Genomic DNA, 25,952 nt, shown 5'->3' with positions numbered 1-25,952 from the left:
GGGGGCGCGTGGGAGGGCGGGGCGCGGTCGTTGGGTAACGACACGTCGCAGAGCGGAAGATTCTCCGCACTTCAGGCGGGAAGTGATCATTCCATCGATCACCCGCGGCCTCAGGGGGTTTTCATGGCAGCCAGGCCTCTCGTAGCGCGCCAGCCGAACGAACGGCTGCAAGCGCTCATCCAGGAAGCCGGGTGCTCCAACGCCGGGCTCGCACGGCGCGTCAACATGTGCGGGGCCGAGCACGGCCTCGATCTCCGCTACGACAAGACCTCGGTCGCCCGCTGGCTGCGCGGCCAGCAGCCGCGAGGCCGGGCGCCCGGCATCATCGCGGAGGCCCTCGGCCGCAAACTGGGCCGGACCGTCACCATCGACGAGATCGGCATGGCCAACGGGAAGAACCTCGCCTCCGGCGTGGGCCTGCACTTCTCCCCGACGGTCATCGGCGCCATCGAGCAGGTCTGCGAGCTGTGGCGCAGCGACGTGGGCCGCCGCGACTTCCTGTCCGGGTCGAGCGTGGCGGCCTCCGCCCTGGTCGAACCGAGCCGGGACTGGCTGATCACCGGCGCCGACCCGCAGGTGGCGCGCAGCGGCGGGGCGCGGGTGGGGATGCCGGACGTGGAGGCGGTACGGGCGACCACCGAGGCCCTGACCGACCTCGACCACCGCTTCGGCAGCGGGCACGTGCGGCCCGTGGTGGTGCACTACCTCAACTCCGTGGTGTCGGGGCTGATCGCGGGCTCCTACCGGGAACCGGTCGGGCGGGCCCTGTTCGCGGCGGTGGCCCGGCTCACCGAGCTGGCCGGCTACATGGCGGTGGACACCGGCCAGCCGGGCCTGGCCCAGCGCTACTACATCCAGGCCCTGCGGATGGCGCAGGCCGCGGGCGACCGCGCGTACGGGGGCTACGTACTGGCCGCGTCCATGAGCCACCTCGCCGCCGAGCTGGGCAATCCGCGGGAGATCGCGCAGCTGGCGCGGGCCGCGCAGGAGGGCACGCGCGGGCAGGTCACACCGCGGGTCGAGGCGATGTTCTACGCCGCCGAGGCGCGCGGGCACGCGCTGCTCGGCGACGCCAGGGCCACGGCGGTGCTGTCGGGGCGGGCGGTGACGGCGCTGGAGCGGGCCGAGCCGGAGTCCGGCGACGACCCGGTGTGGATCCGCCACTTCGACCAGGCCTACCTGGCGGACGAGCTCGCACACTGCCACCGGGACCTCGGGCAGGCCGACGCGGCGGGCAGGCGCGCCGAGGAGGCGCTGCGGCACCTGCCCGCGACGAAGGCCCGCCGCCGGGCCATCGGGCTGTTGCTGCTGGCGGCCTCGCAGGTGCAGCAGCGGGAGGTGGAGCAGGCCTGCCAGACGGCGACGGCGGCGGCCGAACTGCTGGGGTCGCTGCGTTCGCGGCGGGGCGCGGAGTACCTGGACGACTTCCGGGCGCGGCTGGAACCGTACCGGGAGGAACCGGCCGTGCGGGAGTTCGGGGCGCGGCTGGAGGTTCAGGCGGCCTGACGTGCGCGTGGCATGACCGGGTAGCGTGACCCGACGGTTCCGTGGGTTCGGACGAGTCGGAGAAGGCAGAAGGAGTCCCGGTGACGGAGAACGGACAAGGGGGCGTCCCCCAGCCCGGGACGCCGCATCAGGCACAGCCGGAGCCGGCTCCCGGCTACCCGCAGCAGCCGGGGCCGCAGGCCGGGGAGGCGTGGGGAGCACCCCCGGCGCCGCAGGCATCTCCGGCGTCCCCGGCAACCCCGGCGTACGGGTACCCGGCGGCGCCGGATCCCCAGGCACCGCAGCAGTACGCGGGGCCGTACGAGCCCGCGTACGAGCCGCCGTACGAGTCCCCGTCGCAGCCCGGGCAGCCCGCGTACGGATACCCGCCGCCGGCGGGCCACGTCGTGGGCCCCGGCTTCGAGGGGCCGGGGGACCCGCACGGCTACGGCTACCCGCCGCTGCCGGACGCGGCGACGCAGTACATCCCGCCGGTCCCGGCGGCCGGGCACGAGCAGGCGACGCAGTACATTCCGCCGGTTCCGGCGGATCCGCACGAGCAGGCCACGCAGTACATCCCGCCGGTCCCGGCGCACGAGCAGGCGACCCAGTACATGGCTCCCGTCCCGGCGGCCGGGCACGAGCAGGCGACGCAGTACATTCCGCCGGTCCCGGCGGATCCGCACGAGCAGGCCACGCAGTACATCCCGCCGGTCCCGGCGCACGAGCAGGCGACCCAGTACATGGCTCCCGTCCCGGCTGCGGAGCACGAGCGGGCGACCCAGTACATACCCCCGGTCCCGGCCGATCCGCACGAGCAGGCCACCCAGTACATGCCGCCCGTCCCCGGTGGCGGCGCGCCGTCGGCGAACGCCGCCGAGGGCTTCGACGCGCTGTTCCGGGCCGACGGCGACGCCGATGCCACCGGGCGCGGCCGGCAGCAGCCGCCCGTCCCCGACCCGGGGCCGCGCCGGACCCCGCCGCCCGCGCCGGCGCAGCACGGCGGGCCGCACCGGGCCCAGCAGCCCCAACAGCCGCAGCAGGCCCAGCAGTACGCGCCTCCGCCCCCGCCCCCGGCGCCCGCGCGCCGGATCCCGCCCGCCGTCATCGCGGCCGCCGTCTTCGGGCTGATCGTGGCCGGGCTCGGGGTGGGCGCGATGCTCGGCGACGGCAAGGCCCAGAACACCGACCCGGGAGCGGTGGCCCCCGCCGCCAGCGGTTCCGCCGGCTCGGGGGCGGCGCCCGGAGAGGCGGCGGTGGACCCGGCCCGCCCGCAGGCCGTCCAGCTCGACAAGCTGCTCGCGGACGCCGGCGACAGCCGGGCCTCGGTGATCAAGGCCGTGGACGACATCAAGGACTGCAAGAACCTGGGCCAGGCGGCCCAGGACCTGCGCGCCGCCGCGCGCCAGCGCGAGGAACTGGTCACCCGGCTCCAGGAGCTGAAGGTGGACCTGCTCCCGAACCACGCCCGCCTGTCGGCCGCGCTCACGAAGGCCTGGAAGGCTTCGGCGGAGGCCGACACCAGCTATGCGGCCTGGGCGGACGACGCCGGCCGTGACAAGGGCGGCTGCAAGGACGGCAAGGCCAAGACCACGGACGACGCGGCCGACGGCAACAAGGCGAGCGGTGAGGCCACCAAGGCCAAGGAGTCGGCGGCGGCCATGTGGAACACGATCGCCGCCAAGTACGGCCTGACGAAGCGGGACAAGTCCCAGCTCTGACGGGCGCCGGCCCCGCCCGCGCGGTCAGGCGGAGCGGGGGGCCTGCTCCAGGGTCGGGGTCATGTCGAGGTTCTGCTCGCCGGGCTGGGCGACGAGGCGGCCCGCCTGGACGGTCTGGAAGCTGACCCGCCCGTTGACCAGGCGCGGGAACCCGGCGACGGCGCGCATGTCCTGGTAGCGCCAGCTCAGGTCGGGGGTGAGGTTGCCGGTGTGGACGCCAGGGGACTGGTTGAGGGCCCGGGCCAGCTTGCGGGCGGTGATCTCCTCGTCGCTCTTGAACCGCTGGACGATCCGGTCGAGGACGCCGTACGCGATCCAGGTGGTCTGGGCCCCGCTGTCGTCGGGGTCCACGGTGTGGTCGCCGAAGGCCTGCTCGCTGATCACCTTGCGCATCGGCGCCCACAGCGGGTCGGTCGACACGGGGTACCAGCTGGTGACGTAGGCGCCCTCGAAGGGGCTGTCCTTGCCGCCGGTGCGGTCCACCAGGGCCTGGCTGATGCTGCCGAGGACGGAGGAGATCTGCGTCTTGCGCTGGCTGTCGACGCGGCGGAAGGCGTCGAAGAAGATCTCGGTGCGTTCGCCGAGGACCGCCGTCACGCAGCTCTTGTCCTTGGCCGGGTCGGCGGCCGGGGTCTTCGGCGCCCCGGGGGCCTTCGGGCTCCGGGCGGTGGAGGGCGTGGCGGACGCCGGGCCGGGGGGCGTCGGAGCCGCGGGGGTGTTCGCCGGCGTGCCGGCCGGGGCGGCCGGGGCCGTGGGGGCGGCGCCGAGCGCCTCGCGGGCCTGCGGTTTGAAGTCGGCGGAGTCCTCGGCGGCCCGGATGTCGGAGGCTTCCGGCATGCTGTTGGCCTTGAGCCCCGCGTTCAGCAGGACGGGCATCGTGTCGCCCGCGAGGGTGTCCGGGCGGACGAGGGAGACCTGGGAGCAGGCCTTGCCGAGCTGGTGGCCGGCGCCGGCGAGCAGCGCGGGCTGCCCGCCGTTGACCGGGAAGGACAGGGTGCTCTGGAACTCCTCGGCGGAGACCCCGTAGCCGCCGATGAACGGGATGCCCTCGGCCTCCAGCGGGGCCATGAAGGCGCGCCCGTGCTGGCTGTACGAGCCGACGACCGCGACGGCCTTCTCGGCGATGGCCTTGCGGGCGCAGTCGGCGGCGCCGGTGGCGGTGTTCTTCTCGTTGCAGGTGATCACGCGCAGTTTGCGGCCCTTCATGCCGCCGTTGGCGTTCACCCAGCGCTCGTAGGTCTTGGCCATGCCCGGCATACCCGGCATATTGGTCGCTTTGGTGTCCATGGGCGCGAAGGTCATGACCGTGAGGGAGTCCCCGGAGCCCCCCGGACCACCGGGGACCACCCCGCACGCCGTCGTGAGACACGCGCCCGTCGCCGTGGCAACGAGCAGGCGAGTCAGGGCAGTTGCGCGTCGGTGAGGCGTCATGTCCACCGACCCTTCCGCCCCGGGGGTAACTCGGCGATGAGATGGACACAACAGCGGGTGACGCCCGGGTGAATTGCGGGGGGCCGGTCGCCCACGGCTGCTTCAAGATCGCAGGTGGGGGGAACGTACGATCGAAAGCGTGACATTCGCCCAAGGTTCGAAGAACTCTTCCCGCCGCGGCGGCCGCTCCTCCACCATGGGCGGCATGCCCCTCAACGACATGCCGTGGTGGCGCTGGCGCAGCAACGTGCGCTCGGCGCTGCACATGCTTTCCGACCCGGTGTTCCAGGAGGAGGTCTGGCTCGCGGGTGCCGAAGGGTACGGGGACGTCACCGACGCCGTGTACCGGCTCGTCGAGGACACGTGGCTCGACAGCTGGTCCGCGGACAAGTACGTCGGCACGATCTTCCGCGACGCGCAGGAGGCGGCCCTGGTCGACCTCGCCGTCCTGCGGGTGCTGCGGATCCTGCACCAGGTCGGCCCCGACGCGCCCGTGTCCGCGTACCTCGGCCACCAGGACTGGCCCGAGGCGGTGCGGGCGTCGCGCGAGGCGCACGTACGGATGTCGACGGCGGACGGGGAGGACCCGGACGACCGGCCGAGCTCCGTCGACGTGCTGAAAACGCTGACCCGCGTGGTGTGAAAGGCTGTGCCGTCATGAGCGAACACCCACAGCCCCGGGCCGAGGCCCAGGCCCAGTACGTCCTGACCGTCTCCTGCCCCGACAAGCAGGGCATCGTGCACGCCGTGTCGAGCTACCTCTTCATGACCGGCTGCAACATCGTGGACAGCCAGCAGTTCGGAGACCGGGAGACCGGGCTCTTCTTCATGCGGGTGCACTTCGAGGCCGAGCCCGCCGTGACGGTGGAGAAGCTGCGCGCGAGCTTCGCCGCGATCGGCGACTCCTTCCGGATGGACTGGCAGATCCACCGCTCCGACGAGCGGATGCGGATCGTGCTGATGGTGTCGAAGTTCGGGCACTGCCTGAACGACCTGCTGTTCCGCTCCCGGATCGGCGCGCTGCCGGTGGAGATCGCGGCCGTGGTCTCGAACCACACCGACTTCGCCGAGCTGGTCGGCTCGTACGACATCCCCTTCGTGCACATCCCGGTGACCAAGGAGACGAAGGCGGACGCGGAGGCGCGGCTGCTGGAGCTGGTGCGCGAGCAGAACGTCGAGCTGGTGGTGCTCGCCCGGTACATGCAGGTGCTGTCGGACACCCTGTGCAAGGAGCTGAGCGGGCGGATCATCAACATCCACCACTCCTTCCTGCCGAGCTTCAAGGGCGCGAAGCCGTACCACCAGGCGCACGCGCGCGGTGTGAAGCTGATCGGCGCCACCGCCCACTACGTGACCGCCGACCTCGACGAGGGCCCGATCATCGAGCAGGAGGTCGAGCGGGTCGGCCACGAGGTCACCCCCGACCAGCTCGTCGCCATCGGCCGGGACGTGGAGTGCCAGGCGCTGGCACGGGCCGTGAAGTGGCACAGCGAGCACCGGGTGCTGCTCAACGGCTCGCGGACGGTCGTCTTCGCGTAGGCCCGGCGGACGCGGGGCACGCCGTACGGGTGCCCCCGCGCGCCCTCAGGGGGCGTCGGCGGCGACCCAGCCGCCCAGCCGGTTCACCTCGGTCCGCGCCGCCAGGTCCATCGCGTCGGCGGAGCCCAGCAGCTCGGGCGGCAGGTAGCCGGAGCGGACGCCGAGCTCCCACCGGTGCGTCTGGACGGCGAGGGCGGCCAGGGCGAGCGGCCCCAGCGGCAGCAGGGTCCGGGGCGCGGGGTCCGGCTCCGCCTCCGCGCTCGCGCGGTGGGCCGTGAGCCGGTCCGCGAGGGCCTCCTCGAAGGCCGCCCGGTCGTCGTCGAGGAGTACGCGCAGCAGCCGCTGGTCCGCGGTCAGCGGTCCCGCGTCGTCCAGCCGGCGGGCCGCCCCGGCGCGCGTGGCGGCGTCGGGCTTGCACAGCGGCACGGTCGGCCAGTCGCCGGGCCGGTGGCCGGTGCTCGCGGCCAGGTAGCCGCACAGGGCGTCCATCGCGGCGAGGTCCGACGGTTCCGACCGCGAGGTGTGCGGCGAGTACGGCACCCCGTCGCGCAGGGCGGGCGCGTAGTCGTCGCGCAGCAGCAGACCGCTCACCTTCCGCCAGTCCCACACCAGTCCGCTGACCACCGCGGCCTCGAAGGCGTCGAGCCAGGTGCGGGCGGTGGGGGCCGCGGTGACGGCGCTGCGGAAGTCGAAGTCCTCGCTGCTCGCCGTCTCGTTGACGAGCGGCAGCGGGACCTCTTGGTCGCCGCCCGGGAAACAGCCGATGCCGAGGACGCCCAGGGCGCACTGCGCGGCGGTGAGCAGCGCCTCGCGCGCCGTCCCGTCGAGCCGGCCGTCCACCGCGGTGCGGGCGGCGACGTGGTCGAGGAGCTCGTCGCCCATCTCGCGCAGCCGCTCGGGCGCCGGGTCGGCGTACATGCGGTCGTAGCGCGTCCAGGTCCGCACGGCGATGCCGTCGAGCGCCCTGGCCGTCCCCTCTACCCCGACCGAGTGCCGCTGCACTTCCCGTACGTCCCGCACGCCGCCGCCTCCTGTGATCGTCCCGGCCGGAAGCGCACGCTACCAGCGGGCCCCGACAGCGCCCGGGGCGGTGGCCCCGGGCGGGGGTGGGGCGTTGGGCGCGGGGCGCCGGGCCGGCGTCGCTCGGGGCCACCGCCCCGGCTCGGGCGTCGGGGTCGCGCGGTGGAGCCCCGGCTCAGGCGTCGGGGTCGACGCCGCAGTAGCCGGCGAAGGCAGCCAGGATCTCGTCCTCCGAGATGCGGCCGTCGCCGTCCGTGTCCAGGGCCCCCGCCACCTGCGCGGCCAGGCCCGGCTCGGTGCCGAGGACGCGCAGCACGCGGGCCGCCGCCGCCGGGGTCGCGCCCGCGCCGTCCTCGTCCGCCACCGCGATCACGGCGGCCAGGAACGGCCGGGCGATCTCCGCGAACCGCCGCGGATTGTCCCGCAGCCGCTTCGCCGCGCCCGTGACGAACTCCTCGCGGGAGACGCGCTGGTTGCCGTTGACGTCGGCGATCCCGGCCATGCCCTGCCAGAACGCCTCGGCGCCGCTGAAGACCGCCTGCCCCTTGTCCGAGCGCGCGGCCGTACCGAATTCGGCCAGCACGGCCCTCGCCGCCGTACTGAAGTCCTCCCGGTCGATATAGCCGGAACCGTCCTGGTCGAAGGTGGCGAATCGAGCGGCGATCTTGCGCTCGTACTCTGCGCTGTCCATGTTCGGCTTCCGCCTTCACGTGTGCGTTGGGGTGCGGTTGGGGTGCAGATCAAGACAGGCAGGAGCGTAAGGCCTCGGTGGCCTGCGCGTTAAGCGAAGCGGTCAAGGAGGTGGCCGCATCGAACCCGCGCACGGGAAGCGCGCCGGGGCGCGTACGCCTGTACCAGCGCGCCGCCTACCACGGGCGTCCCGTCAGCGGGGCGAGGTTCTCGCAAAACCGGCGCGATCCATCCGATGCCCACTACATTTGACGGGTCGACACACGGCTGGAGGCATGATGGCGAAGGACGTTCCACCGCGCTGGGACCGTCGCATGCAGCAGCGCCTCGCCCGCGGTGAGGCCGCCGCGCTGGGGGAGCTCTACGACCGCTTCGCCTCGCTGGTCCACAGCCTGGCCCACCGCGTCCTCGGCGACGAGAAGGCCGCGGACCGGATCACCCGCGAGGTCTTCGGCTACATCTGGGAGAACCCGGACGCCTACGACCCCAAGCAGGGCTCGATGCGCTCCTGGGTCGCCCGGATCACCCAGGGCCAGGCCGTCGCCCGGCTGCGCCAGGCCGAACTGGGCCGGGGCTCGCGCGAGGAACTCGAACAGAAGGTGCGCAGCGCCAACGCGGCCGCCCGTGCGGACTACATCGTCACGTCCATGCCCGCGCCGCTGCGGGCCGCCCTGGAGCTGGCGTACTTCAAGCGCCGCGACTACCGTCAGGCCGCCGCCGACCTGCAGATCAGCGAGGACGAGGCCCGGCGCAGGCTGCGGCTCGGCCTCCAGCTGCTGTCGACCGCCAACGTCCTCCCCCGGGAGGACACCGCCCCGCCCGGATACGGCCCACGCGGATACGGAACTCCCCGATGACCGGACCTTCCGAAGACACCCCCGACGACGCCTACGAGCGGCAGACGGGCGGTCGCGCACGGATACCGGGTCCCCGCGCGGCCGGTGACGACCTGAACGCCCCCGAGGCGCTGCCGCCCGCACCGCCCTCCCACGCCGTACTGAAGTCCCTGCTCGGCGCGTGGGCGCTCGCCGCCTGCTCCACCGAGGAGACCCAGGCCGTCGAGGACCACCTCACCGAGTGCGCGCCCTGTGCCGAGGAGGCGCTGCGGCTGCGCGACGCCGTGGGTCTGCTGCACCCCGAGGAGAGCCTCGACCTCAAACCGCTGCTGCGTTCACGCGTGCTGGAGGACTGCCTGGGCAAGCGCCCCGCCCGCATTCCCGTACCGGCGTGGGCGGCCCCGTACGACACCGAGACGGCGCGCCTCGACGCGCTGCTGCGGGACTTCGGCGACTCGGAGTGGCACACCCCGGTGCGGTTGAAGTGGTTCGAGGAGGAACGCCGGCGCTCGCACCGCACCACCGTCGCCGGGGTGATCGGGCACCTGCTCACGGTGGACGGGCTGATCGCCACCGCGCTGGGGCTGGACGACCCGCTCGGTCCCCAGGCGCCGCCGGTGGGCCCCACGGACCGCACCGAGCACTTCTGGAACTCCTCCCCCTACCCCGTCACCCGGCAGGTCCGCGAACCGTGGCGGTCCCAGGGGCACACGCTGGTCCGTACCGTGTCCTTCGCCGGCCGGGGCGTGGCCGAACTGGCCGTGGACTACGGGGGTTTCGCCCTGCCGCTGGGTGACGCCTTCCTGGAGCGGGCCTTCGAGTGCTGGGTGCACGCCTGGGACATCGCGGAGGCGGTGGACTACCCGTACGAGCCGCCGTCGGGGCCGAACCTGCACCGGATGATCGACCTCGCGGCGCGGCTGCTGCCCGGCGCCCTGGCGGGCCGGCGCCGCTCGGGACTGGCGGCACCGGCGCGCGGCCTCGTCGCGGCGGGTGCTCCGGGGCGGACCCTGCACCTGGAGATCGAGGGCGCGGGCGGCGGCGCCTGGGACATCGCCCTGGACTCCCCGGCGGCCAAGCCGTCGCGGGAGCACACGGTGGCGGAAGTCGCGCTGGACGGCCTGGAGTTCTGCCAGCTCACCGCCGGGCACATCTCCCCGGAGGAGGCCGCCGTCGGCCAGACCGGCGACCGTGAGGCGATCCGCGACGTGCTGTTCGCCGCGGCGTCCCTGAGCCGGCTGTAGGAGCACGCGTACGCGGCTCCGTGGGAGCGGAGCCGCGTACGGGGTGGTGGGATCAGTTGCGGGTGGCGAGCATCTGGGCGCTGCCGTCGGAGAGGCCGGCGATGGCGACCTTCTGGGCGCCCATCCCGGTGGCCCACCAGCCCTGCCAGTTGCCGGCGGCGTAGCGGGCGGCGTGGTAGGTCTTGCCGTCGTTGCCGACGGCGAGCATCTGGGTGTCGCCGTTGGGCATGCCGGTGATGGCGAGGCTGGTGGCGGCGAAGCTGGGGGCGCCGCCGTAGCCGTCGACCTTGGACCAGCCCTGCCAGGTGCCGTTGGCGAGGCGGACGTTGTGGTAGACGAGGCCGTCGTTGCCGGTGGCGAGGAGCTGGGTGTCGCCGTTGGGGAGGCCTGCGATGGCGATCTGGCCGGCCTGGAAGGTGGGGGCGGTGCCGAGGCCGGCGACGGCGTTCCAGCCGGTCCAGGTCCCCTCGACGGAGCGGGTGGCGTGGTAGAGGTTGCCGTCGTTGCCGACGATGAGGGTCTGGGTGCTGCCGTCGGGCAGGCCGGCGGTGGCGATCTTCTTGGCCTGCCAGGCGCCGACGGGGGTCCAGCCGGCCCAGGTGCCGTTCTTGAAGCGGGTGTTCTGGTAGATCTTGCTGTCGTTGCCGATGGCCATGACGTGGGCGTCACCGCTGCCCATGCCCGTGATCGCCTGGTCCTTCGCGCCGAACGCCGCCGCACCGCCGTAGCCGGGCAGGGGCGCCCAGGCGGTCCACGTGCCGTTGCTGTAACGGGCCGTGTGGTAAAGGTTCCCGTCGCTGCCGGTCGCCAGGGTCTGCGTCGATCCGTCCGGGGTCGCCGCGATCGATTCCTGCGAGGCGTTGAAGAAGGCCGCGCCGCCGTAACCGTTCAGCGGCTGGAACGAGGTCCAGCTCCCGTCGGTCATACGGCTGGCGTGGTACACGTCGCCGGCCTTGCTGACCGGTGCCGGCGCGGCGGTGTCGCCCGGGTACGGGTCGGCGTGGTCGTAGGCCAGGCCCGCGGCCGAGCCGCAGCCGCCCCAGGCTCCGGCGCCCTGGCCGGCGAGGATCTTCTCCGCGATCAGGATCTGCTGCTGCTTGGTGGCCTGGTGGGGGTAGGCCGCGTAGGCCCGTCCGCCGAAGCCGTCCCAGGTGCTCTTCAGTATCTGGAGGCCGCCGTAGTAGCCGTTGCCGGTGTTGATGCTCCAGTTGCCGGTGCTCTCGCACTGCGCGACCTTGTCCCAGGTGGCGACCGAGGCGGCCTGCGCGGAGCCGGCTCCGACCGTCGACAGGGCGATGGCTGCGAGCGCGGTGGCGGTGATGACGGCGAGGCGGGGGCGGCGGGCGTTGCGGGACATCGCGAAGGGTCTCTCTCTGCTGCGGGTGGGAAGGGCGGGAGCGCGGGCGGCGCGGCGGGGGCCGGCCCACCGGTGGGGGTGGGCCGGCCCCTGTGCTCAGTTGCGGGTGGCGAGCATCTGGGCGCTGCCGTCGGAGAGGCCGGCGATGGCGACCTTCTGGGCGCCCATTCCGGTGGCCCACCAGCCCTGCCAGTTGCCGGCGGCGTAGCGGGCGGCGTGGTAGGTCTTGCCGTCGTTGCCGACGGCGAGCATCTGGGTGTCGCCGTTGGGCATGCCGGTGATGGCGAGGCTGGTGGCGGCGAAGCTGGGGGCGCCGCCGTAGCCGTCGACCTTGGACCAGCCCTGCCAGGTGCCGTTGGCGAGGCGGACGTTGTGGTAGACGAGGCCGTCGTTGCCGGTGGCGAGGAGCTGGGTGTCGCCGTTGGGGAGGCCTGCGATGGCGATCTGGCCGGCCTGGAAGGTGGGGGCGGTGCCGAGGCCGGCGACGGCGTTCCAGCCGGTCCAGGTGCCGTCGGTGGCGCGGATGGCGTGGTAGAGGTTGCCGTCGTTGCCGACGATGAGGGTCTGCATGCTGCCGTCGGCGAGGCCGGCGGTGGCGATCTTCTTGGCCTGCCAGGCGCCGACGGGGGACCAGCCCTGCCAGGTGCCGTTGACGAAGCGGGCGTTGTGGTAGATGCGGCCGTCGTTGCCGATGGCCATGACCTGGGCGTCACCGCTGGCCATACCCGTGATGGCCTGGTCCTTGGCGATGAAGCCGGCGGCGCCGTCGTATCCGCCGAGCGGGGACCAGCCCGTCCAGGAACGGTCCGCGTAACGGGCCGTGTGGTAGAGCTTGCCGTCATTGCCGGTCGCCAGGGTCTGCGTGGAGCCGTCCGGGGTCGCGGCGATCGATTCCTGCGAGGCGTTGAAGAACGCCGCGCCGCCGAAGCCGTTCAGCGGTGCGAAGCCCTCCCAGCTGCCGTCGGACAGGCGGGTGGCGTGGAAGATGTCGCCGGCCTTGCTCACCGGAGCCGTGGAGGTCTCGGGCAGGCCCGAGGGGCCGACGAAGGCCAGCGCCCGGCCGGCGCCCACCGGGCTGGAGTTGGTCTTCCAGTTGAACCAGCTGCGGAAGCGCACGCCGCCGCTCTCGTTGCCGCCGACCGTCTGGATGTCGTCACCGGACACCGCGACGACGATGTTGACGTGGTCGGCCTCACCGTCGTTCAGGTTGCCGTCCCGGTCGTAGAGGACCGCGTCACCGACCTGCGGGGTGCTGTGCAGCGTCCCCTTGTTCTTGCCGTACTGGTAGATGCTCACCGCGGCGGCGCTGATGCCCGAGGTGTTCGCACCGGCCTTGTTCCACACCCATCTGGTGAACTCGGCGCACCAGGCGGTCGGGTACTGGCAGTTGTAGTCGCCGCACGTGCCGCCGACCTCGTTGCGGGCGATCGAGGCGACCGTCTGGGACTCTGCGTGCGCCGTCACCGCGGGCAGGGCGACGGCCAGCATCGGGGCGGCCACGAAGGTGGTGAGGGCGGTGGTGAGCATGCGGGAGGAGCGGCGCGAGGTCATGGTGTGTCTCCAAGAGGACATGGCGGCCCGAGGCGTCAGGGCCGGGGAAGTGTGTGTGCGGCGGTGCCGCGGAGTGGATCGGGCCGGGCCGCGCCGTCGCCGTGAGTCCCGGGGACGGGGGAGGGCGGGGCGCGGTGGCCGGTCGCCGCGGGTGACAGCTGCCCTGCAGGAGCAGCGGTCGGAGCGGCGGTGAAGGCTGTGGGGGCCGGTCAGTTCGGGATCAGCGGGCCCAGTGAGTAGTGGCGGGCCGCACCCGTCCCGAGGACGGTGGTGAGCAGGGCGCGGGCCTTCTCATGGGCCTGGGTGTCGTTCTCGGCCCGGACGAAGAGGGCCACGCTCATCCCCTCCGGCAGGGGGCGCACCCGTACGTGCTCGAGGGCGTGCTGCGGGCCGGCGTGGGCCCAGAGTGCGTCCTGGAGCAGGCTCGCCCCGCTGTCCGTACCGGGTGCCCCGGTGTGGCTGACGAGGGGGAGCCGGACGAGGAGCATGCCGGTCAGTCCCACCCGATGGTGCGGTCCGCGCGGATGGCGGCGGCGGTACTCGGAGTGGTTTTCGACATGGCGGTGCCCCCTGGCTGACGATGGTTTCCGGTGGATCCGGACGGCGGATGTCCGGGCCGGGGAGGCGTGTTGCCCCTGGTGGCCCCGGCTTCGGGTTTCGTTCCCGCCGCCGTTCCGGTGATCACCATCCTGCTCGGCCTGGAACCCCCGGGGAAGGTTTCCGGACCGGCACCAAGGGGCCTGACACCTTGGTGCCAGCAGCCGCGCCGCGGTCAGGCGTACCGCTCGCGCAGCCGGTACTTCAGCACCTTGCGCAGGGCGTCGTTGCGGGGCAGCGCGTCGACCAGTTCCAGCTGCTCGGGGAGCTTGTGCGGGGCGAGTCCCTGCGTGCGCAGGTACGCCGTGACCTGCGGCAGGGTGAGCGGCGCGGCCCCGTGCGGCTGCTCGACGACGGCGCAGACGCGTTCGCCGCGCTCCTCGTCCGGCAGGCCGATGACGGCGACGTCACCGACGCCGGGGAGTTGGTGGAGGAGGTCCTCGATCTCCTTCGCGGAGATGTTCTCCCCCTTGCGGATGATCACGTCCTTGCCGCGTCCCGTGAGGACGAGGTGGCCGGAAGGGGTGAGGTGGCCCAGGTCGCCGGTGATCAGGTAGCCGTCGGCGTCGAAGACTTCCTCGCCGGTGTCCGGCCGGTTCAGGTAGCCCTGGCAGACCGCCTCGCCGCGCAGCCGCACCTCACCGTCGGTGCCGGCGGGCAGGACGGTGCCGTCGGGGGCGGTGATGCGGATGGACATGCCCTGTGGGGGACGCCCCTCGGTGGTGGCGAGGTTCTCCGGGGTGTCGTCCGGGGACCCCATGGTGATCATCGGGACCTCGGTCATGCCGTAGCCGTGGGCGAGCCGGCAGCCCAGCTCGCGGACCACCGCGTGGTAGATCTCGGGGGGCTTGGGGGCTCCGCCGCCCGCCAGCAGCCGCAGGCGGGGCAGGAGCGGGGTGGCGGGGTCCTTGCGCTGCTCGGCGAGGAACATGGAGTAGAAGGCGGTGGAGCCGCCGGCGATGGTGACCCCGTGGCGGCGGTAGCCCTCCAGCGCGTCCGGCATCGCGAACCTCTCGAAGAGCACCGCCGGGAAGCCGTACAGCAGCAGCATCACCAGGTAGTCCGGGCCTCCTATGTGCGCGTACGGGAAGGCCATCGAGCCGACGTCGGCCGCGGTGGGGCACAGGGCGTGGGCGAGGCAGGAGCCGCCGGCGATCAGGGAGCGGTCGGTGTGCAGGACGCCCTTGGGGTCGGAGGTGGTGCCGGAGGTCCAGTAGATCCAGCGCACGGTGGTGCCGTCGGCGGGCGGCGGGGGCAGTACGGCCGGGTCGCCGTCGGGGAGGCTGCCGTACGCCTCGAAGACCCCGCGCGCGCCGAGCCGGTGGGCCATCGCGGTGTGGTCGAAGCCGCGCCAGAAGCCGGGTACGGCGAAGAACTCCGCCTTGGACTCGCGCAGCGCGAAGCCGACCTCGCGGTCGCGGTAGAAGGGGATCACGGGGGACTGGACGGCGCCGAGGCGGGCGAGGGCGGCCGAGAGCAGGACGGTCTCGATGCGGGTCGGCAGCTGCCAGGCGATGACCGTGCCGGGGCGCACGCCCATGCCGTACAGGCCGGCGGCGACGCGTTCTGCGCGCTCGCGCAGGGCGCCGAAGGTGAGCGTGCGGTCGGCGGCGGGGTCCTCGGCGGCCTCGACGAGGGCCGGGGCGGCGGGGGTGAGGCCGGCCCGGCGGGCGATCAGCTCCCACAGGGTCGCGGACCGGCTGAGCTCGACGGCGACGGCCGCCCGCGCCGCCGTTTCCCCGGCCGTCTCCGTGGTCGTTTCCGTCGTCATCCCGGACCTCCCCTGGGCGTGCCGCCCCACCAGAGCTGACGGTAAGTCAGATCAAGGGCAGAGCGTAGGGCGCCGCCGCTTGTCGGTCCAGGGGTGGCGGGGCTAGCTTGTTTCTGACGATGCATCAGATTTGGGTGAAGGAGCGCGAGCGCATGGCCCTGGAACTGCCTCGGATCATCAGCGTCGACGACCACGTGATCGAGCCCGCCCACCTCTTCGACGTGTGGCTGCCCGCCAAGTACCGCGACCGCGGACCCAAGGCCCTCACCGCCGGGATCGGCGAGCTGGAGTACACCGGCGGCAAGTACGTCATCTCCATGGACCCCGACGGCCCGCCGACCGACTGGTGGATCTACGAGGACCTCAAGTTCCCGTACAAGCGCAACATCGCCGCCGTCGGCTTCGACCGCGACGACATGACCCTGGAGGGCATCACCCGCCAGGAGATGCGGCGCGGCTGCTGGGACCCCGGCGCGCGGCTCCTCGACATGGACCTCAACCACGTCGAGGCCTCCCTGTGCTTCCCGACCTTCCCCCGCTTCTGCGGTCAGACCTTCGCCGAGGCCAAGGACAAGGAAGTGGCCCTCGCCTGCGTCCGCGCGTACAACGACTGGATGGTCGGGGAATGGTGCGGGGACAGCGGCGGCCGGCTGATCCCGCTGTGCATCATCCCGCTCTGGGACATCGGGCTCGCCGTCGCCGAGGTCCGCCGCAACGCCGCCCGCGGGGTCAGGGCCGTCACCTTCTCCGAGATTCCCACCCACCTGGGGCTGCCGTCCATCCACTCCGGGTACTGGGACCCCTTCTTCGCCGTCTGCCAGGAGACCGGCACGGTCGTGAACATGCACATCGGGTCCTCGTCCCAGATGCCCGCCGCCTCCCCCGACGCCCCGCCCGCCGTCCAGGCGGCGCTGAGCTTCAACAACGCCATGGCCTCGATGATGGACTTCCTCTTCAGCGGCGTCCTCGTGAGGTTCCCGGCGCTGAAGCTGGCCTACAGCGAGGGCCAGATGGGCTGGATCCCGTACGCGCTGGAGCGCGCGGACGACGTCTGGCAGGAGCACCGCGCCTGGGGCGGGGTGCGCGACCTCATCCCCGAGCCGCCGTCCACCTACTACTACCGGCAGATCTACTGCTGTTTCTTCCGCGACAAGCACGGCATCGCCTCGCTCGACGTCGTCGGCCGCGACAACGCCACCTTCGAGACCGACTACCCGCACGTCGACTCGACCTTCCCGCACACCAAGGAGGTCGCCCTGGACCACGTCAAGGACCTCGACGAGGAAACCGTCTACAAGCTGATGCGCGGCAACGCCATCCGCATGCTCGGCCTGTCCTTCGACCAGGACCGCTGATGGACCTCGCCCACACCGAGGAGGAACGGGAGTTCCGGGCCCGGCTGCGCGCATGGCTCGCCAAGGTGCTCCCCGAACTGCCCGCCAGGCCCTCCCCCGACGACTGGCCCGGCCGGCGCGCGTACGACCTGGGCTGGCAGCGCAGGCTGTACGACGCCGGGTACGCGGGCCTGCACTGGCCCGTCGACGCCGGCGGACGCGGCGCCACCCCGACCCAGCACCTGCTCTTCCTGGAGGAGACCGAGCGCGCGGGGGCCCCGTACGTCGGCGCGAACTTCGTCGGCCTGCTGCACGCGGGTCCGACCATCGCCGCCGAGGGCACCCCCGGGCAGCGGGCGCGCTGGCTGCCGCCGGTACTGCGCGGGGACGAGGTGTGGTGCCAGGGCTTCAGCGAGCCCGGCGCCGGATCCGACCTGGCCTCCCTGCGCACGCGGGCGGTGCGCGACGGGGACGCGTACGTCGTGACCGGCTCCAAGATCTGGACCTCGCACGCCGAGATCGCCGACTGGTGCGAACTGCTGGTGCGCACCGACCCGGCGGCGCCCCGGCACCGGGGGATCTCCTGGCTGGCGATGCCGATGGACGCGCCCGGCGTCACGGTGCGGCCGCTGCGCACCCTCGCCGGGTCGGCGGAGTTCGCGGAGGTGTTCCTGGACGAGGTGCGGGTGCCGGTGGAGAACCGGGTCGGCGCCGAGAACGACGGCTGGCGGGTCACGATGCTGACCCTGTCCTTCGAGCGCGGCACCGCCTTCGTCGGCGAGGTCGTCGCCTGCCGGCGGACCCTGTCCCGGCTGGCCCGGGCCGCGAAGGAGAACGGGCGCTGGGACGATCCCGTCGTACGCCGCACCCTCGGACGGCTCCACGGGGAATTCGGGGCCCTGTGGAGGCTGACGCAGTGGAACGTCAGCGAGTCACAGCGCTCGGGCGGCGTCCCGGGCGTGGGCGGCAGCGTCTTCAAGCTGGCGTACTCGCACGCGCGGCAGGAGCTGTACGAGGCGGCCGCGGCGGTCCTGGGAGCGGAATCCCTGTCCCTGGAGGCGGAGTGGACGGCGGAGCGGCTGTCCTCGCTGTCGTACACCATCGCGGCGGGCACCACCGAGATCCAGCACAACATCGTGGCCGAGCGGATCCTCGGCCTGCCGAAGGGGCGGTGAGCGGCCTTGGACTTCCGGCTGACTCAGGACCAGCGGGACGTGCGGGCAGGCATCCGGGACCTCCTCGCCGGACGGTTCGGGCGCGAGGCGCTGCGGTCGGCCGTGGACGGGGCGCCGGTGCCGGTCGACCGCGGGCTGTGGCGGGAGCTGGGCGGGGCGGGGTTCTTCTCGCTCCGGCTGCCGGAGTCCGAGGGCGGGGTGGGGCTCGGCCTGCCGGAGGCGGTGCTGGTCTTCGAGGAGGCGGGGCGGGTGCTGCTGCCGGGGCCGCTGGTCGCCACCCACCTGGCCGCCGGAGTGGTGCCGGGGGCGGCTTCGGGGGAGGCGGTGGTGACCGCGTTCGACCTGGACGGGCCGCTGGTGGCGCACCTGGGGGAGGCCGACGCCGTGCTGGGCATGCCGCAGGTGCCGGTGGGGGTGCCGGTGCGCTCGGCGGACCCGCTGACCCCGCTGTGGCGGGCCGACGGGGTGCTCCCCGTCGGATTCCGCGACACCGGGGCGCTGCTGACGGCGGCGCTCCAGGTCGGGAGCGCGCTGCGGACGGTGGAGCTGGCGGTGCGGTACGCGGGGCAGCGCGAGCAGTTCGGGCAGCCCATCGGGGGCTTCCAGGCCGTCAAGCACCTGTGCTCGCGGATGCTGGTACGGGCCGAGGTGGCCCGTACGGCGGTCTACGCGGCGGCGGTGACGGGCGACCCCGCCGAGACCGCCGCCGCCAAGCTGCTCGCGGACGCGGCGGCGGTGCGGGGGGCGCGGGACTGCCTCCAGGTGCACGGCGGGATGGGCTTCACGTGGGAGGCGGACGTGCACCTGCACCTGAAGCGGGCCTGGGTGCGGGCGGAGCAGTGGCGCACGGCGGACCGGGCGGAGGAACTGCTGGCGGAGGCGCTGCTGGCGGAGGCGGTGTCGCCGGACGCCGCGGGGTGAGCGGTCCGGGACGGTGGCAGTGCGTTGCGGGACGCGTTACAGGGCGTGTTACGAGACGCCGCGGGAGGGGTACGGAAGGGCACGGGAAGGACGGTGCGGGACACTCGTCCGATTACAGAGAGTTGATATCGGTTTGTGTCCTTCGCCCAGCTCGATGCGGCCCGGAGGCAGGGGCGTGCCACGGTACGCTCCGACGATGCGAGCGGTTGAGCGGCGCGAGCGTCGCACAGTATGCACCACGCCTACTCCTTCGCGCTGGAATATGCCCGAAGCGCTTGTTGTGGTGACTGTATGTCAACCATGCTGCTGGGCAAGGGGGTCACGGCTGGTGATCCCGTCCTGTCGCGAGGCGAAGTGTCCGCCGGGTCGGATGGTGTGAGCGGTGCAGGTGCTTCAGGTGCAGCTGGAGGTAGGACCGGACCCGGCCGAGGTCGGCCGGGCCCGCCGGTGGGCGCGGTCCCGGCTGGCGGGGTCCGGAATAGGGGACGACGAGCCGCTCGCCGAGACGCTGATCCTGCTGATCTCCGAGCTGGTCACGAACGCGGTCGTGCACACGGGCTGCCCGGCCGTGCTGCGGATGCTGTTCGGGGGACCGGGGGTGCGGGTCGAGGTGGCCGACGCCAGCGACCGCGCCCCGGCCCGGCGGCAGGCGGGCGGTGAGGACACCGGCGGGCGCGGCCTGGAGCTGGTGGACGGCCTCGCGGACCGGTGGGGCTGGCAGCGCGAGGGCGCGGGCAAACGCATCTGGTGCGAGATCGACCGGGCGGCGGCGGAGGCCGCGGACGGGGCTCCGAGAAATTGTGGGCGGACGCGGGAACCGAGCGTGTACCTCTAACGAGGTGTTGACGGCTCGTCACCCGTTGATCACCCTGGTGGTGAGCGATTCGTCGCGAGGGGACGCCAAGGGTCCTGTGCCTTGACGAGTGCGGGTCGTGGGGTGGCGGCTGCCGTGCCGCGCTCGGGGCGCGCACGACCGCACGCCGCCACCCGCAGGTCTCCTGCACGTAGGCTCGGCCGCATGGCCGACCTGTACGCCCTCGAACTGGCGCTGGAGCTGGACGACTCCACACCGGAGCCGGTGCTCGCGCTGATACGTGACCACATGGCGCCGTATCCCGAGGATGACGCGTACGACGACGGTGACGTCGACGAGGACGAGTACGTGCCCCCGCCCTTCAGGGTGCTGGCGGAGCGCGGCCCGGCGTACCGCGTGGGCGGCACCTGCTCCGCAGGCCTCACCCGGACCCCGCACGGCTGGACCCTCACGGCCCGCCAGGAGATCCACGCCGAGTGCCTCCCGGACGCGGAAGCCCTCCTCACGGCCCTGACCCCGCACCTCACCACCCCGGACGCCCCACTCGGCACCCTGCGCTTCTACGAGGACATCACCCCGGAGCCGATCACCGCGGACGCGGCTTCGGGCCTCCTGCGCTTCCCCGGAGCCTGACTCCGTACTCAGGGTGTCGAACTCGCCGACCCGGCTGCGCGCGACGAGGTGCTTCGGCAGGTACTCGGACTCGACGGTCAGGGGGAATCCCGCGTCGCGGGCCAGGCAGGCCATGGCTAGGGGGCCGAGGGCCCGCCCGCGACGACTCCAGCCGCCGGATGTCCTCTGCGGTGCTCTGGTCGAGCTCCTCGGCACGGCTTCGCAGACCATCGGGCAGCTCATGCCGGGGGACGAGGATGCGGATCAGTGCTGGGGCCGCCGGCGGGGTGGGATGACGCGTACGGCTCCTCCGCGTGCGGCGAGCCAGTCCTCCAGGGCCGCCCCGGCGAGGGTGGTGCGGGTGCCGTCCTGGGCGATGTGTTCCGCCGGGCCGAAGACGGTTCCCGTCAGGCCCGCCACGAGGGTGCTGTCGTCCAGCACCACCTTGAAGCCGTTCTCCTGGAGCACCGCGCCGCTGAGGTCCGCCCCGCGCAGGTCGGTCCCCAGCAGGACCGCGCCCAGGATGCGGGCGCCGCGCAGGCTCGCGCCGCGCGCGTCGGCGCCGTACAGCTCGGCCCGGGCGAGGTCGGCGCCGTCGAGGACGGTGCCGCGCAGGACGGTTTCGTCCAGGTCGGCCCGTACGAAGCAGGCGCCGGTGGCATCGGCGCCGCTGAGGTCGGCTCCCTTGAGGTGGGCGCGGTAGAAGCAGGTTCCGACCAGGCGGGCGCCGGTGAGCCGGGCGTCGTAGGCCCAGGACCCGGTGAGGTCGGCGCCGTCCAGGACCGCCCCGCCGAAGTCGAGGCCCATGAGGTCCTCCCCGCCCGAGGCGCCGTCACGGACCCACTGCCACAGCCGGTCGGCGGCGTCGGGGTCGGTGGGCGCCAGCACCCGCCAGGGCAGTACGGCGGGCTGCCGGAGCCGGTACCAGGGCGCGGTCGCCGGATCGGCGCCGGTCTCCTCGCCGCCGTCGTCCACGGTCACGGCCCGGAAGCGGGCGTCGAGGGCTTCGAGGCGGGGATCGCCCTCCAGGTCGCGCAGCGCGTCCCGGGCGTCGAGGTCCTCCGCGTACATGCCGGCCCCGTACCAGCGCAGCGGCGCCCACCCGGCCTCCATGCGGCCGATCAGGTCGGTCCAGCGCCACAGGCGGGGGTCGGTGCCCGGGGTGCGAAGGGCACGCTGCGTACGGCCTCGGGCAGTCCGCGTACGGCGGCGTCGGGGAAGGCGTCGACGCGGGCCTGGGTGGCGGTGACGCGGAGGGCGGGGGCGTCGATCCCGTCGGCGTCCTCGATGGCGGCCCAGGTGGACTCGCCGCCGGGGGTGAACACGCGGTAGAGCCACGGCGTTGCCGGGTGGTCCGTCAGCACCGCCGTCCCCAGGCCGCGGGCCAGGGCCCGCCCGACGGCCTCGTCGGACGGCGGGTCCGGGACGGCCGGGCCGGCGTAGAGGAGGAGCTGGCAGGAGATGTCCCCGGGCTCGAACCACGTGATCCCGCACTGCACCGGGGTGTCCCACCGCCAGCCGTCGGCCGTCCCCTCGAGCCCGACCTCGACGGCGCCCTCGCCGACGGCGAAGACGGCGTCGAGTACCGGCCCGAGGGCGGCCGGGTCCGGTTTCGCCGCGACGAGGACGCCGTAGTCGCGCCCGGCCATCAGGCGGCTCCGTGGGGGCGGGGGGCGTACCGGGCCTCGATGCCGGCGACCACGAGGCGCAGGCCTTCCTCGAAGCCCTGGTCGTAGTCCTGGAAGAGGTCGGCTCCGGCCTCGGCGGACAGGGGGAAGGCGGCGAGGTGCTCGGCGCGTTCGGCGACGTCGTAGCCCTCGCGGCGTTCGCCGGGGAGCGGCTCGACGCCCTGTTCCTCGGTGACGAAGCCGAGGGTGAAGAGGTAGGCCGTGGTGGTGGCGCGGACGGCCTGGGGGAGCGTGAACCCGGCGCCCGTGAGGGCGCGCAGGACGCGGTTGGCGGCGAGGAGGCGGTCCTGCCAGGGGAGGTCCGGGGGGAGGGCGGCGTCGGCGGTCATCCGGCGGTACGTCTCGTCGAGGAGCTCCTGCTTGTTCCTGAAGTGCCAGTACAGGGCGGGTGCCTGGACGTCGAGCTCCTTGGCGATGGCGCGAGGGCCAGTAGCGCCAGCTCCCGGAACTCCCCGGTCTCAACGGCCGTGTCCGCCTCGGGCCGTCCCGCCACGGGGTCACCGGGGCTCCCGCACAGCTCGGCGAGGGCCGCGCTCGGGGACAGCCCCCGGTCGTACGCTGCCTGAAGCCGTTTCAGCCAGACCAGCCCGGCGCGGTAGGCGTCCAGGTCGGCGGCGTCGCGTGGCTCGAAGCTGGCGGCGCCTTCGGCGTCGGACGCCCACAGGTAGCCCAGGACCTCCGTGGATCCGGCGACGGGCACGTACCGCACGGAGCCTGATGCCTGCCGGCCGTACCCGGCGGTGAACCTCGGGGTGTGGCCGAAGATTGCGTTCCGGTAGGGGATCTCGAAGCTTCCCCAAGCGTCGGAGGGCGAGCCGTCGTCGTGGAAGTGGTTCTCGACCCCCGACTCCGTCGGGATGCCGAACCAGGTTGAGTCGTCAGGGTCGGTCTCCAGGCCGAGCGCCTCGGCGATCTCCGCGAGGACAGCGGCGAGGCGGGGCCCGTTCGCCGCGAAGACGGCCTGCTGGGGGCGTCCGCGAAGATCGAACGGCATCCAGGCGTCGGAGAAGGTGGTCAGGTCAACGAGGGAGTACACGTTGTCCATGTGAGCGGACAGGGCGAAGAGGCCTTCCACTGGAGTGGGACCCGCTTCTGTTTCCACGTAGCCGTCACAGGTGGCGTACAGATCCACGCCCGACATCTCGCCGGGGGCGATGTCCTGCTTGATCCGCTCCACCAGGGTCTCGGCGAACTGCGGCTCCGTTGCGGTACCGGTCAGGTAGGGATCGATGGGGAAGTCCGCACGGAGCAAGGTGCTGCGGCAGCCCATTTCCCAGACCTGTACGGACAACAGCCCGCCGTGCGGGGTGCCGAGGCGGTGTCGGTTGAGGATCCTGAGTGCCACGAAGAACTGCCGAACGGCCTCACGGACCGAGTCGGTGCCCTCGTCGAAATCTCCCCACGTCCACCGTGCGACGGTTGTGCTGGCTATCAAGGTCATACCTCTCGTGCAAAGCCTGGCCTCGGCTTGGTAGGCCAGGGGTCCTCACGCCCGCGCTTCCCAAGGCAGGGTGGGCGGCCTGCGACGCCAGTACCAGGGTGCGGTCAAGAAATCCTCCTGCGCTTTACCGAGCGCCAGCGCAAGTGCCGTCCCGGCGTCGTCGACTGTCTGGCCCCGGAACCTGGCGTCCAATGTCCCCACGGCGGCGTGTGCGGCTGTCCGGTCTTCGGGTGTGAGCGCCTCGATCGCCGCGCCCAGACGGTCGCGGTTCTCCAAAGACAGCCTCCGGTCGTATGCCACCTGCAGACGGTCCGGCCAGACCAGCCCGGCGCGGTAGGCGTCCAGGTCGGCGGCGTCGCGTGGCACGAAGCTGGCCGCGCCCTCGGCATCGGAGGCCCACAGGCACCCAAGGACCTGCTGGGGTCCCATGACCGGGAGGTACCTCACAGGTCCGGATACCCGTCGCGCGTAGCCGGCACTGCTTTCCGTCGAATCAGACCTCGAACTCGCCGAGCCAGGAGCGCTTCAGCAGGTGCTCGGGCAGGTACGGGGACTCGACGTTGACGGGGATGCCGCCGTCGTAGGCGAGGCAGGCGATGGCGAGGATCGCGATCGGCACCCGGCCCTCGATGTCCTCGGCCCGCTCGGGCGTGGCCGTCCAGTACTGCTTGTGGAGTTCCAGGGCCTCGACCAGCGCCTGCTGGAAGCCCTCTTCGTCCTTGCGGAGGAACTTGTAGAAGAGGTTGATCGGGGGGTACGCGATGTGCTGGACGTACTCGCGGCCCGCGATGACGGCGATGTCGGGGTGGGAGCGGTCGAACGTGGCCGTCAGCTCCTCCACCAGCTCCGGGCGCTTGAGCCAGTACGCCTGGAGGGTGGCGACCCAGTGGTAGAGGAAGTCGTCGTGGTCCGCGCCCGAGGCCCGCAGGACGTCGAGCGGCAGCTCGCACAGCTCCGTCATGCGCGGCTGGTCGCGCGTGATGATCGCGTACCAGAACGCCTGGAGCCACGCCGAGGCGCGCGCGTCGTGGTTCGGCCCCGTCGCGGGCAGGGTGCGCATCGCGTGGTGGATGCGGCACTGCGTCGTGCCCTCGGTCATACCCGCCGTACGGAAGAGCGCCGAGCCCAGCTGCGCGGCGTCGACCACCGTCTCCCAGGTCATCAGCTCGGCGGCCGTCGGATCGACGAGGGTCCGGGACTGTACGTGCAGGTCCACGCTGTCCCAAGCCCGGTCGAGCGTGTCCGGCTGCACGGAGAGGTGCTCGATCCTCGCGATCAACCGCTCGTCCTGGCCCCTGACCCAGTCCGCGCTCTCAGGTTCGGGGCCGGTGTGGCTTTCCACGATGACCGTCATGTCTTCCCCTGTCACTTGCTGATGTCGAACCGTTGGATCGTATGGCCGGTGTACGTTCCGGTGTTGTCGGCGCCCTTGACCACCACGTAATCGATCTTGCCGGCCTGGAAGGCGGCATCGAGCTTGTCGAAGAGCGCCTGCTCCCGCGGGTCCGTCTTGGCGCGCTTCTCCATCTGCTTGAGGATGTCCTTGAAGTACGCACGCGTACCTTGGGACACCCGGTCGGCGCCGATGCGCCGCTCGCCGAGCTCGGTGGTGACGTTGCCCTTGGCCTCGACCACCACGTACCGGTCGCCGTGCTTGTAGACCTGGTCGAACTGGTCGTTGCCGTTGGCCGGCCCGTAGACCGGCTCCTCCTTGGCGCCCGGGAACTCCTTCGGTATCGCGTGCTCGCGGGCGATGGTCTCGCCGAACGCCTCGCTCTTCTTCGACAGGGCCTCGTGGAAGGGCTTGTGGTCGGCCCTGGCCTTTTCCATCGCGGCCAGGGTCTCGTCGGTGGGCGCCGCCTTGTGTGCCGCCTTGGCTTCCGCGTAGGCCGTGTGCGGCTTCTTGTCCGCCTGCATGGCGTCCCAGCGTTCCTTGGCCGCCTTGTCGAGAGTCTCGGTCATCTCCTTGGTGACCGTGGGGTGGTCGTGCGTGACCGTCTTGGCGTCGTCCAGGTAGTTCGGCGGGACCGGCGGCGGCAGCTCCGACTTCGGGACCCACTTGCCCGGCGAGACCTCGACCAGCTGCGGCGGGACGAGCCCGGTGTGGTCGGGGACCACCCTCAGCCGGTGACCGAGCTTGTTGTAGTACTGCTGCCGGTACCCGTCCGTCGGGTCGTTCGCCCGGTGGACCTGGTACTCCATGATCTGCTTGCGCTCGGCGGTCGTGTAGTCGTGAGGGTTGTCGCGGTGCGGCGGGAGCGGCGGGCGCTCGCCGTGGCCGGGCGTGGTCGGGCCGTCGCCGGTGCCGTCGCCGCCGTGGCTGCCGGTGCCGGTACCGCTGCCGTGGCCCGGCTCGCGGCCCAGGTTGTCGGGGATGCCGCTGCCGCTGCCGCGGCCCAGGTTGTCGGGGATGGCGCCGCCGGTGCCCTGGTGCGGGATGCCGCCGCCGTCACCGCCACGGCCGCCCGTGGTCGGCGTGTCGGTGCGCGTGCTGCCGGTGCCGCCGGGTTCGGTGTGGCTGTTGTGCGGGGTGTTGTCCGCGATGCCGCCCGGGGTGTGGGTGGTGACTCCGCCGGGGGTGTGGGTGGTGACTCCGCCGGGGGTGTGGGTGGTGATGTCCGTGGGGCGGGCGCCTACGCCTGCGGGGACTTCCTCGCGCTTGGGGATTTCGGCCAGGGGGTGGTCGGGGCCCTTGGGGACGGTGGTGAGGTCCTGCTTGGGCAGG

Annotated in this window: 23 protein-coding genes and 3 pseudogenes; 11 read left to right on the top strand and 15 right to left on the bottom strand. The window is 72.8% G+C overall.

Features of this window, described 5'->3' with window-relative positions; genetic code table 11:
* Positions 1–123: 123 nt before the first annotated feature.
* The gene (locus tag ACFY7H_RS32860; RefSeq protein ID WP_388945991.1) at positions 124–1,506 is read left to right on the top strand and encodes a transcriptional regulator; all 1,383 of its coding nucleotides are present in this window, start codon (positions 124–126) and stop codon (positions 1,504–1,506) included.
* A gap of 80 nt (positions 1,507–1,586) precedes the next feature.
* On the top strand, positions 1,587–3,206 hold the full coding sequence (locus tag ACFY7H_RS32855) for a hypothetical protein (RefSeq protein WP_388945988.1): 1,620 nt from the start codon (positions 1,587–1,589) through the stop codon (positions 3,204–3,206).
* Between the two features lie 24 nt (positions 3,207–3,230).
* On the opposite strand, the gene ACFY7H_RS32850 is transcribed toward ACFY7H_RS32855, so the two are convergent.
* Entirely contained in the window at positions 3,231–4,637 is a 1,407-nt protein-coding gene (locus ACFY7H_RS32850) for an ABC transporter substrate-binding protein (RefSeq protein WP_388945985.1), read from the bottom strand.
* Between the two features lie 196 nt (positions 4,638–4,833).
* Here ACFY7H_RS32850 and ACFY7H_RS32845 point away from each other — a divergent pair, with 196 nt between their 5' ends.
* Together ACFY7H_RS32845 and purU are read left to right on the top strand one after the other, a co-directional pair.
* Positions 4,834–5,280, top strand: coding sequence for a hypothetical protein (locus ACFY7H_RS32845; RefSeq protein WP_388946019.1), 447 nt, complete (start codon positions 4,834–4,836; stop codon positions 5,278–5,280).
* 14 nt (positions 5,281–5,294) lie between these two features.
* A complete protein-coding gene (gene purU, locus ACFY7H_RS32840; RefSeq protein WP_388945982.1) occupies positions 5,295–6,176 on the top strand; it encodes a formyltetrahydrofolate deformylase in 882 nt (293 codons plus the stop codon).
* Between the two features lie 45 nt (positions 6,177–6,221).
* Here purU and ACFY7H_RS32835 read toward each other — a convergent pair whose 3' ends face one another.
* Entirely contained in the window at positions 6,222–7,196 is a 975-nt protein-coding gene (locus tag ACFY7H_RS32835) for an immunity 49 family protein (protein ID WP_388945979.1), read from the bottom strand.
* 175 nt (positions 7,197–7,371) lie between these two features.
* The gene (locus ACFY7H_RS32830; RefSeq protein WP_388945976.1) at positions 7,372–7,887 is read right to left on the bottom strand and encodes an EF-hand domain-containing protein; all 516 of its coding nucleotides are present in this window, start codon (positions 7,885–7,887) and stop codon (positions 7,372–7,374) included.
* A gap of 277 nt (positions 7,888–8,164) precedes the next feature.
* On the opposite strand from ACFY7H_RS32830, the gene ACFY7H_RS32825 reads away from it, so the two are divergent.
* Positions 8,165–8,743, top strand: coding sequence for a sigma-70 family RNA polymerase sigma factor (locus ACFY7H_RS32825; protein WP_007265652.1), 579 nt, complete (start codon positions 8,165–8,167; stop codon positions 8,741–8,743).
* Positions 8,740–9,966, top strand: coding sequence for a zf-HC2 domain-containing protein (locus ACFY7H_RS32820; RefSeq protein WP_388945974.1), 1,227 nt, complete (start codon positions 8,740–8,742; stop codon positions 9,964–9,966). The genes ACFY7H_RS32825 and ACFY7H_RS32820 overlap by 4 nt, the downstream gene beginning before the upstream one ends.
* A 52-nt stretch (positions 9,967–10,018) precedes the next feature.
* Here the strand turns inward: ACFY7H_RS32820 and ACFY7H_RS32815 are convergent, their stop codons facing one another.
* From ACFY7H_RS32815 to ACFY7H_RS32800, 4 genes are all read right to left on the bottom strand, one after another.
* A complete protein-coding gene (locus ACFY7H_RS32815; RefSeq protein ID WP_388945971.1) occupies positions 10,019–11,323 on the bottom strand; it encodes a transglycosylase family protein in 1,305 nt (434 codons plus the stop codon).
* A gap of 96 nt (positions 11,324–11,419) precedes the next feature.
* Positions 11,420–12,874 (bottom strand): CHAP domain-containing protein, encoded by a 1,455-nt coding sequence (locus ACFY7H_RS32810; RefSeq protein ID WP_388945968.1) that lies wholly within the window; start codon positions 12,872–12,874, stop codon positions 11,420–11,422.
* A gap of 209 nt (positions 12,875–13,083) precedes the next feature.
* A complete protein-coding gene (locus tag ACFY7H_RS32805; RefSeq protein WP_388945964.1) occupies positions 13,084–13,377 on the bottom strand; it encodes a hypothetical protein in 294 nt (97 codons plus the stop codon).
* A gap of 269 nt (positions 13,378–13,646) precedes the next feature.
* Positions 13,647–15,242, bottom strand: coding sequence for an AMP-binding protein (locus ACFY7H_RS32800; protein WP_388945961.1), 1,596 nt, complete (start codon positions 15,240–15,242; stop codon positions 13,647–13,649).
* Positions 15,243–15,394: 152 nt separating this feature from the next.
* On the opposite strand from ACFY7H_RS32800, the gene ACFY7H_RS32795 reads away from it, so the two are divergent.
* The 5 genes from ACFY7H_RS32795 (at position 15,395) to ACFY7H_RS32775 (ending at position 20,119) form a co-directional block, all read left to right on the top strand.
* A complete protein-coding gene (locus ACFY7H_RS32795) occupies positions 15,395–16,597 on the top strand; it encodes an amidohydrolase family protein (protein WP_388946016.1) in 1,203 nt (400 codons plus the stop codon).
* Positions 16,597–17,751: an acyl-CoA dehydrogenase family protein gene (locus ACFY7H_RS32790; protein ID WP_388945958.1), complete on the top strand. Its 1,155-nt coding sequence runs from the start codon at positions 16,597–16,599 to the stop codon at positions 17,749–17,751. Before ACFY7H_RS32795 ends, ACFY7H_RS32790 begins: the two co-directional genes overlap by 1 nt.
* A gap of 6 nt (positions 17,752–17,757) precedes the next feature.
* On the top strand, positions 17,758–18,672 hold the full coding sequence (locus ACFY7H_RS32785) for an acyl-CoA dehydrogenase family protein (RefSeq protein ID WP_388945955.1): 915 nt from the start codon (positions 17,758–17,760) through the stop codon (positions 18,670–18,672).
* 382 nt (positions 18,673–19,054) lie between these two features.
* On the top strand, positions 19,055–19,507 hold the full coding sequence (locus tag ACFY7H_RS32780; RefSeq protein ID WP_388945952.1) for an ATP-binding protein: 453 nt from the start codon (positions 19,055–19,057) through the stop codon (positions 19,505–19,507).
* 183 nt (positions 19,508–19,690) lie between these two features.
* On the top strand, positions 19,691–20,119 hold the full coding sequence (locus ACFY7H_RS32775; protein WP_388946021.1) for a hypothetical protein: 429 nt from the start codon (positions 19,691–19,693) through the stop codon (positions 20,117–20,119).
* Between the two features lie 57 nt (positions 20,120–20,176).
* Here ACFY7H_RS32775 and ACFY7H_RS32770 read toward each other — a convergent pair.
* The 8 genes and pseudogenes from ACFY7H_RS32770 to ACFY7H_RS32735 form a co-directional block, all read right to left on the bottom strand.
* Positions 20,177–20,329 (bottom strand): annotated as a pseudogene (locus ACFY7H_RS32770) (hypothetical protein); the annotation flags it as partial.
* 33 nt (positions 20,330–20,362) lie between these two features.
* Positions 20,363–21,211 (bottom strand): pentapeptide repeat-containing protein, encoded by an 849-nt coding sequence (locus tag ACFY7H_RS32765; RefSeq protein WP_388945949.1) that lies wholly within the window; start codon positions 21,209–21,211, stop codon positions 20,363–20,365.
* Positions 21,212–21,219: 8 nt separating this feature from the next.
* Positions 21,220–21,747 carry a hypothetical protein gene (locus tag ACFY7H_RS32760; protein ID WP_388945944.1) on the bottom strand — a complete coding sequence of 176 codons (528 nt, stop codon included), beginning with the start codon at positions 21,745–21,747 and terminating at the stop codon, positions 21,220–21,222.
* Positions 21,747–22,208: pseudogene (locus ACFY7H_RS32755) on the bottom strand (TetR/AcrR family transcriptional regulator); the annotation flags it as partial. The pseudogene ACFY7H_RS32755 and the gene ACFY7H_RS32760, both read right to left, overlap by 1 nt.
* A complete protein-coding gene (locus ACFY7H_RS32750) occupies positions 22,112–23,221 on the bottom strand; it encodes a hypothetical protein (RefSeq protein ID WP_388945941.1) in 1,110 nt (369 codons plus the stop codon). The pseudogene ACFY7H_RS32755 and the gene ACFY7H_RS32750, both read right to left, overlap by 97 nt.
* A gap of 51 nt (positions 23,222–23,272) precedes the next feature.
* Positions 23,273–23,656 carry a hypothetical protein gene (locus ACFY7H_RS32745; protein ID WP_388945938.1) on the bottom strand — a complete coding sequence of 128 codons (384 nt, stop codon included), beginning with the start codon at positions 23,654–23,656 and terminating at the stop codon, positions 23,273–23,275.
* Between the two features lie 64 nt (positions 23,657–23,720).
* Positions 23,721–24,581, bottom strand: coding sequence for an immunity 49 family protein (locus ACFY7H_RS32740; protein WP_388945935.1), 861 nt, complete (start codon positions 24,579–24,581; stop codon positions 23,721–23,723).
* 11 nt (positions 24,582–24,592) lie between these two features.
* Positions 24,593–25,952: pseudogene (locus tag ACFY7H_RS32735) on the bottom strand (hypothetical protein); the annotation flags it as partial.

Source organism: Streptomyces sp. NPDC012794 (assembly GCF_042901085.1).
In the GTDB taxonomy this organism is placed as follows: domain Bacteria; phylum Actinomycetota; class Actinomycetes; order Streptomycetales; family Streptomycetaceae; genus Streptomyces.
This window is presented reverse-complemented; position numbering and strand designations above follow the sequence as displayed.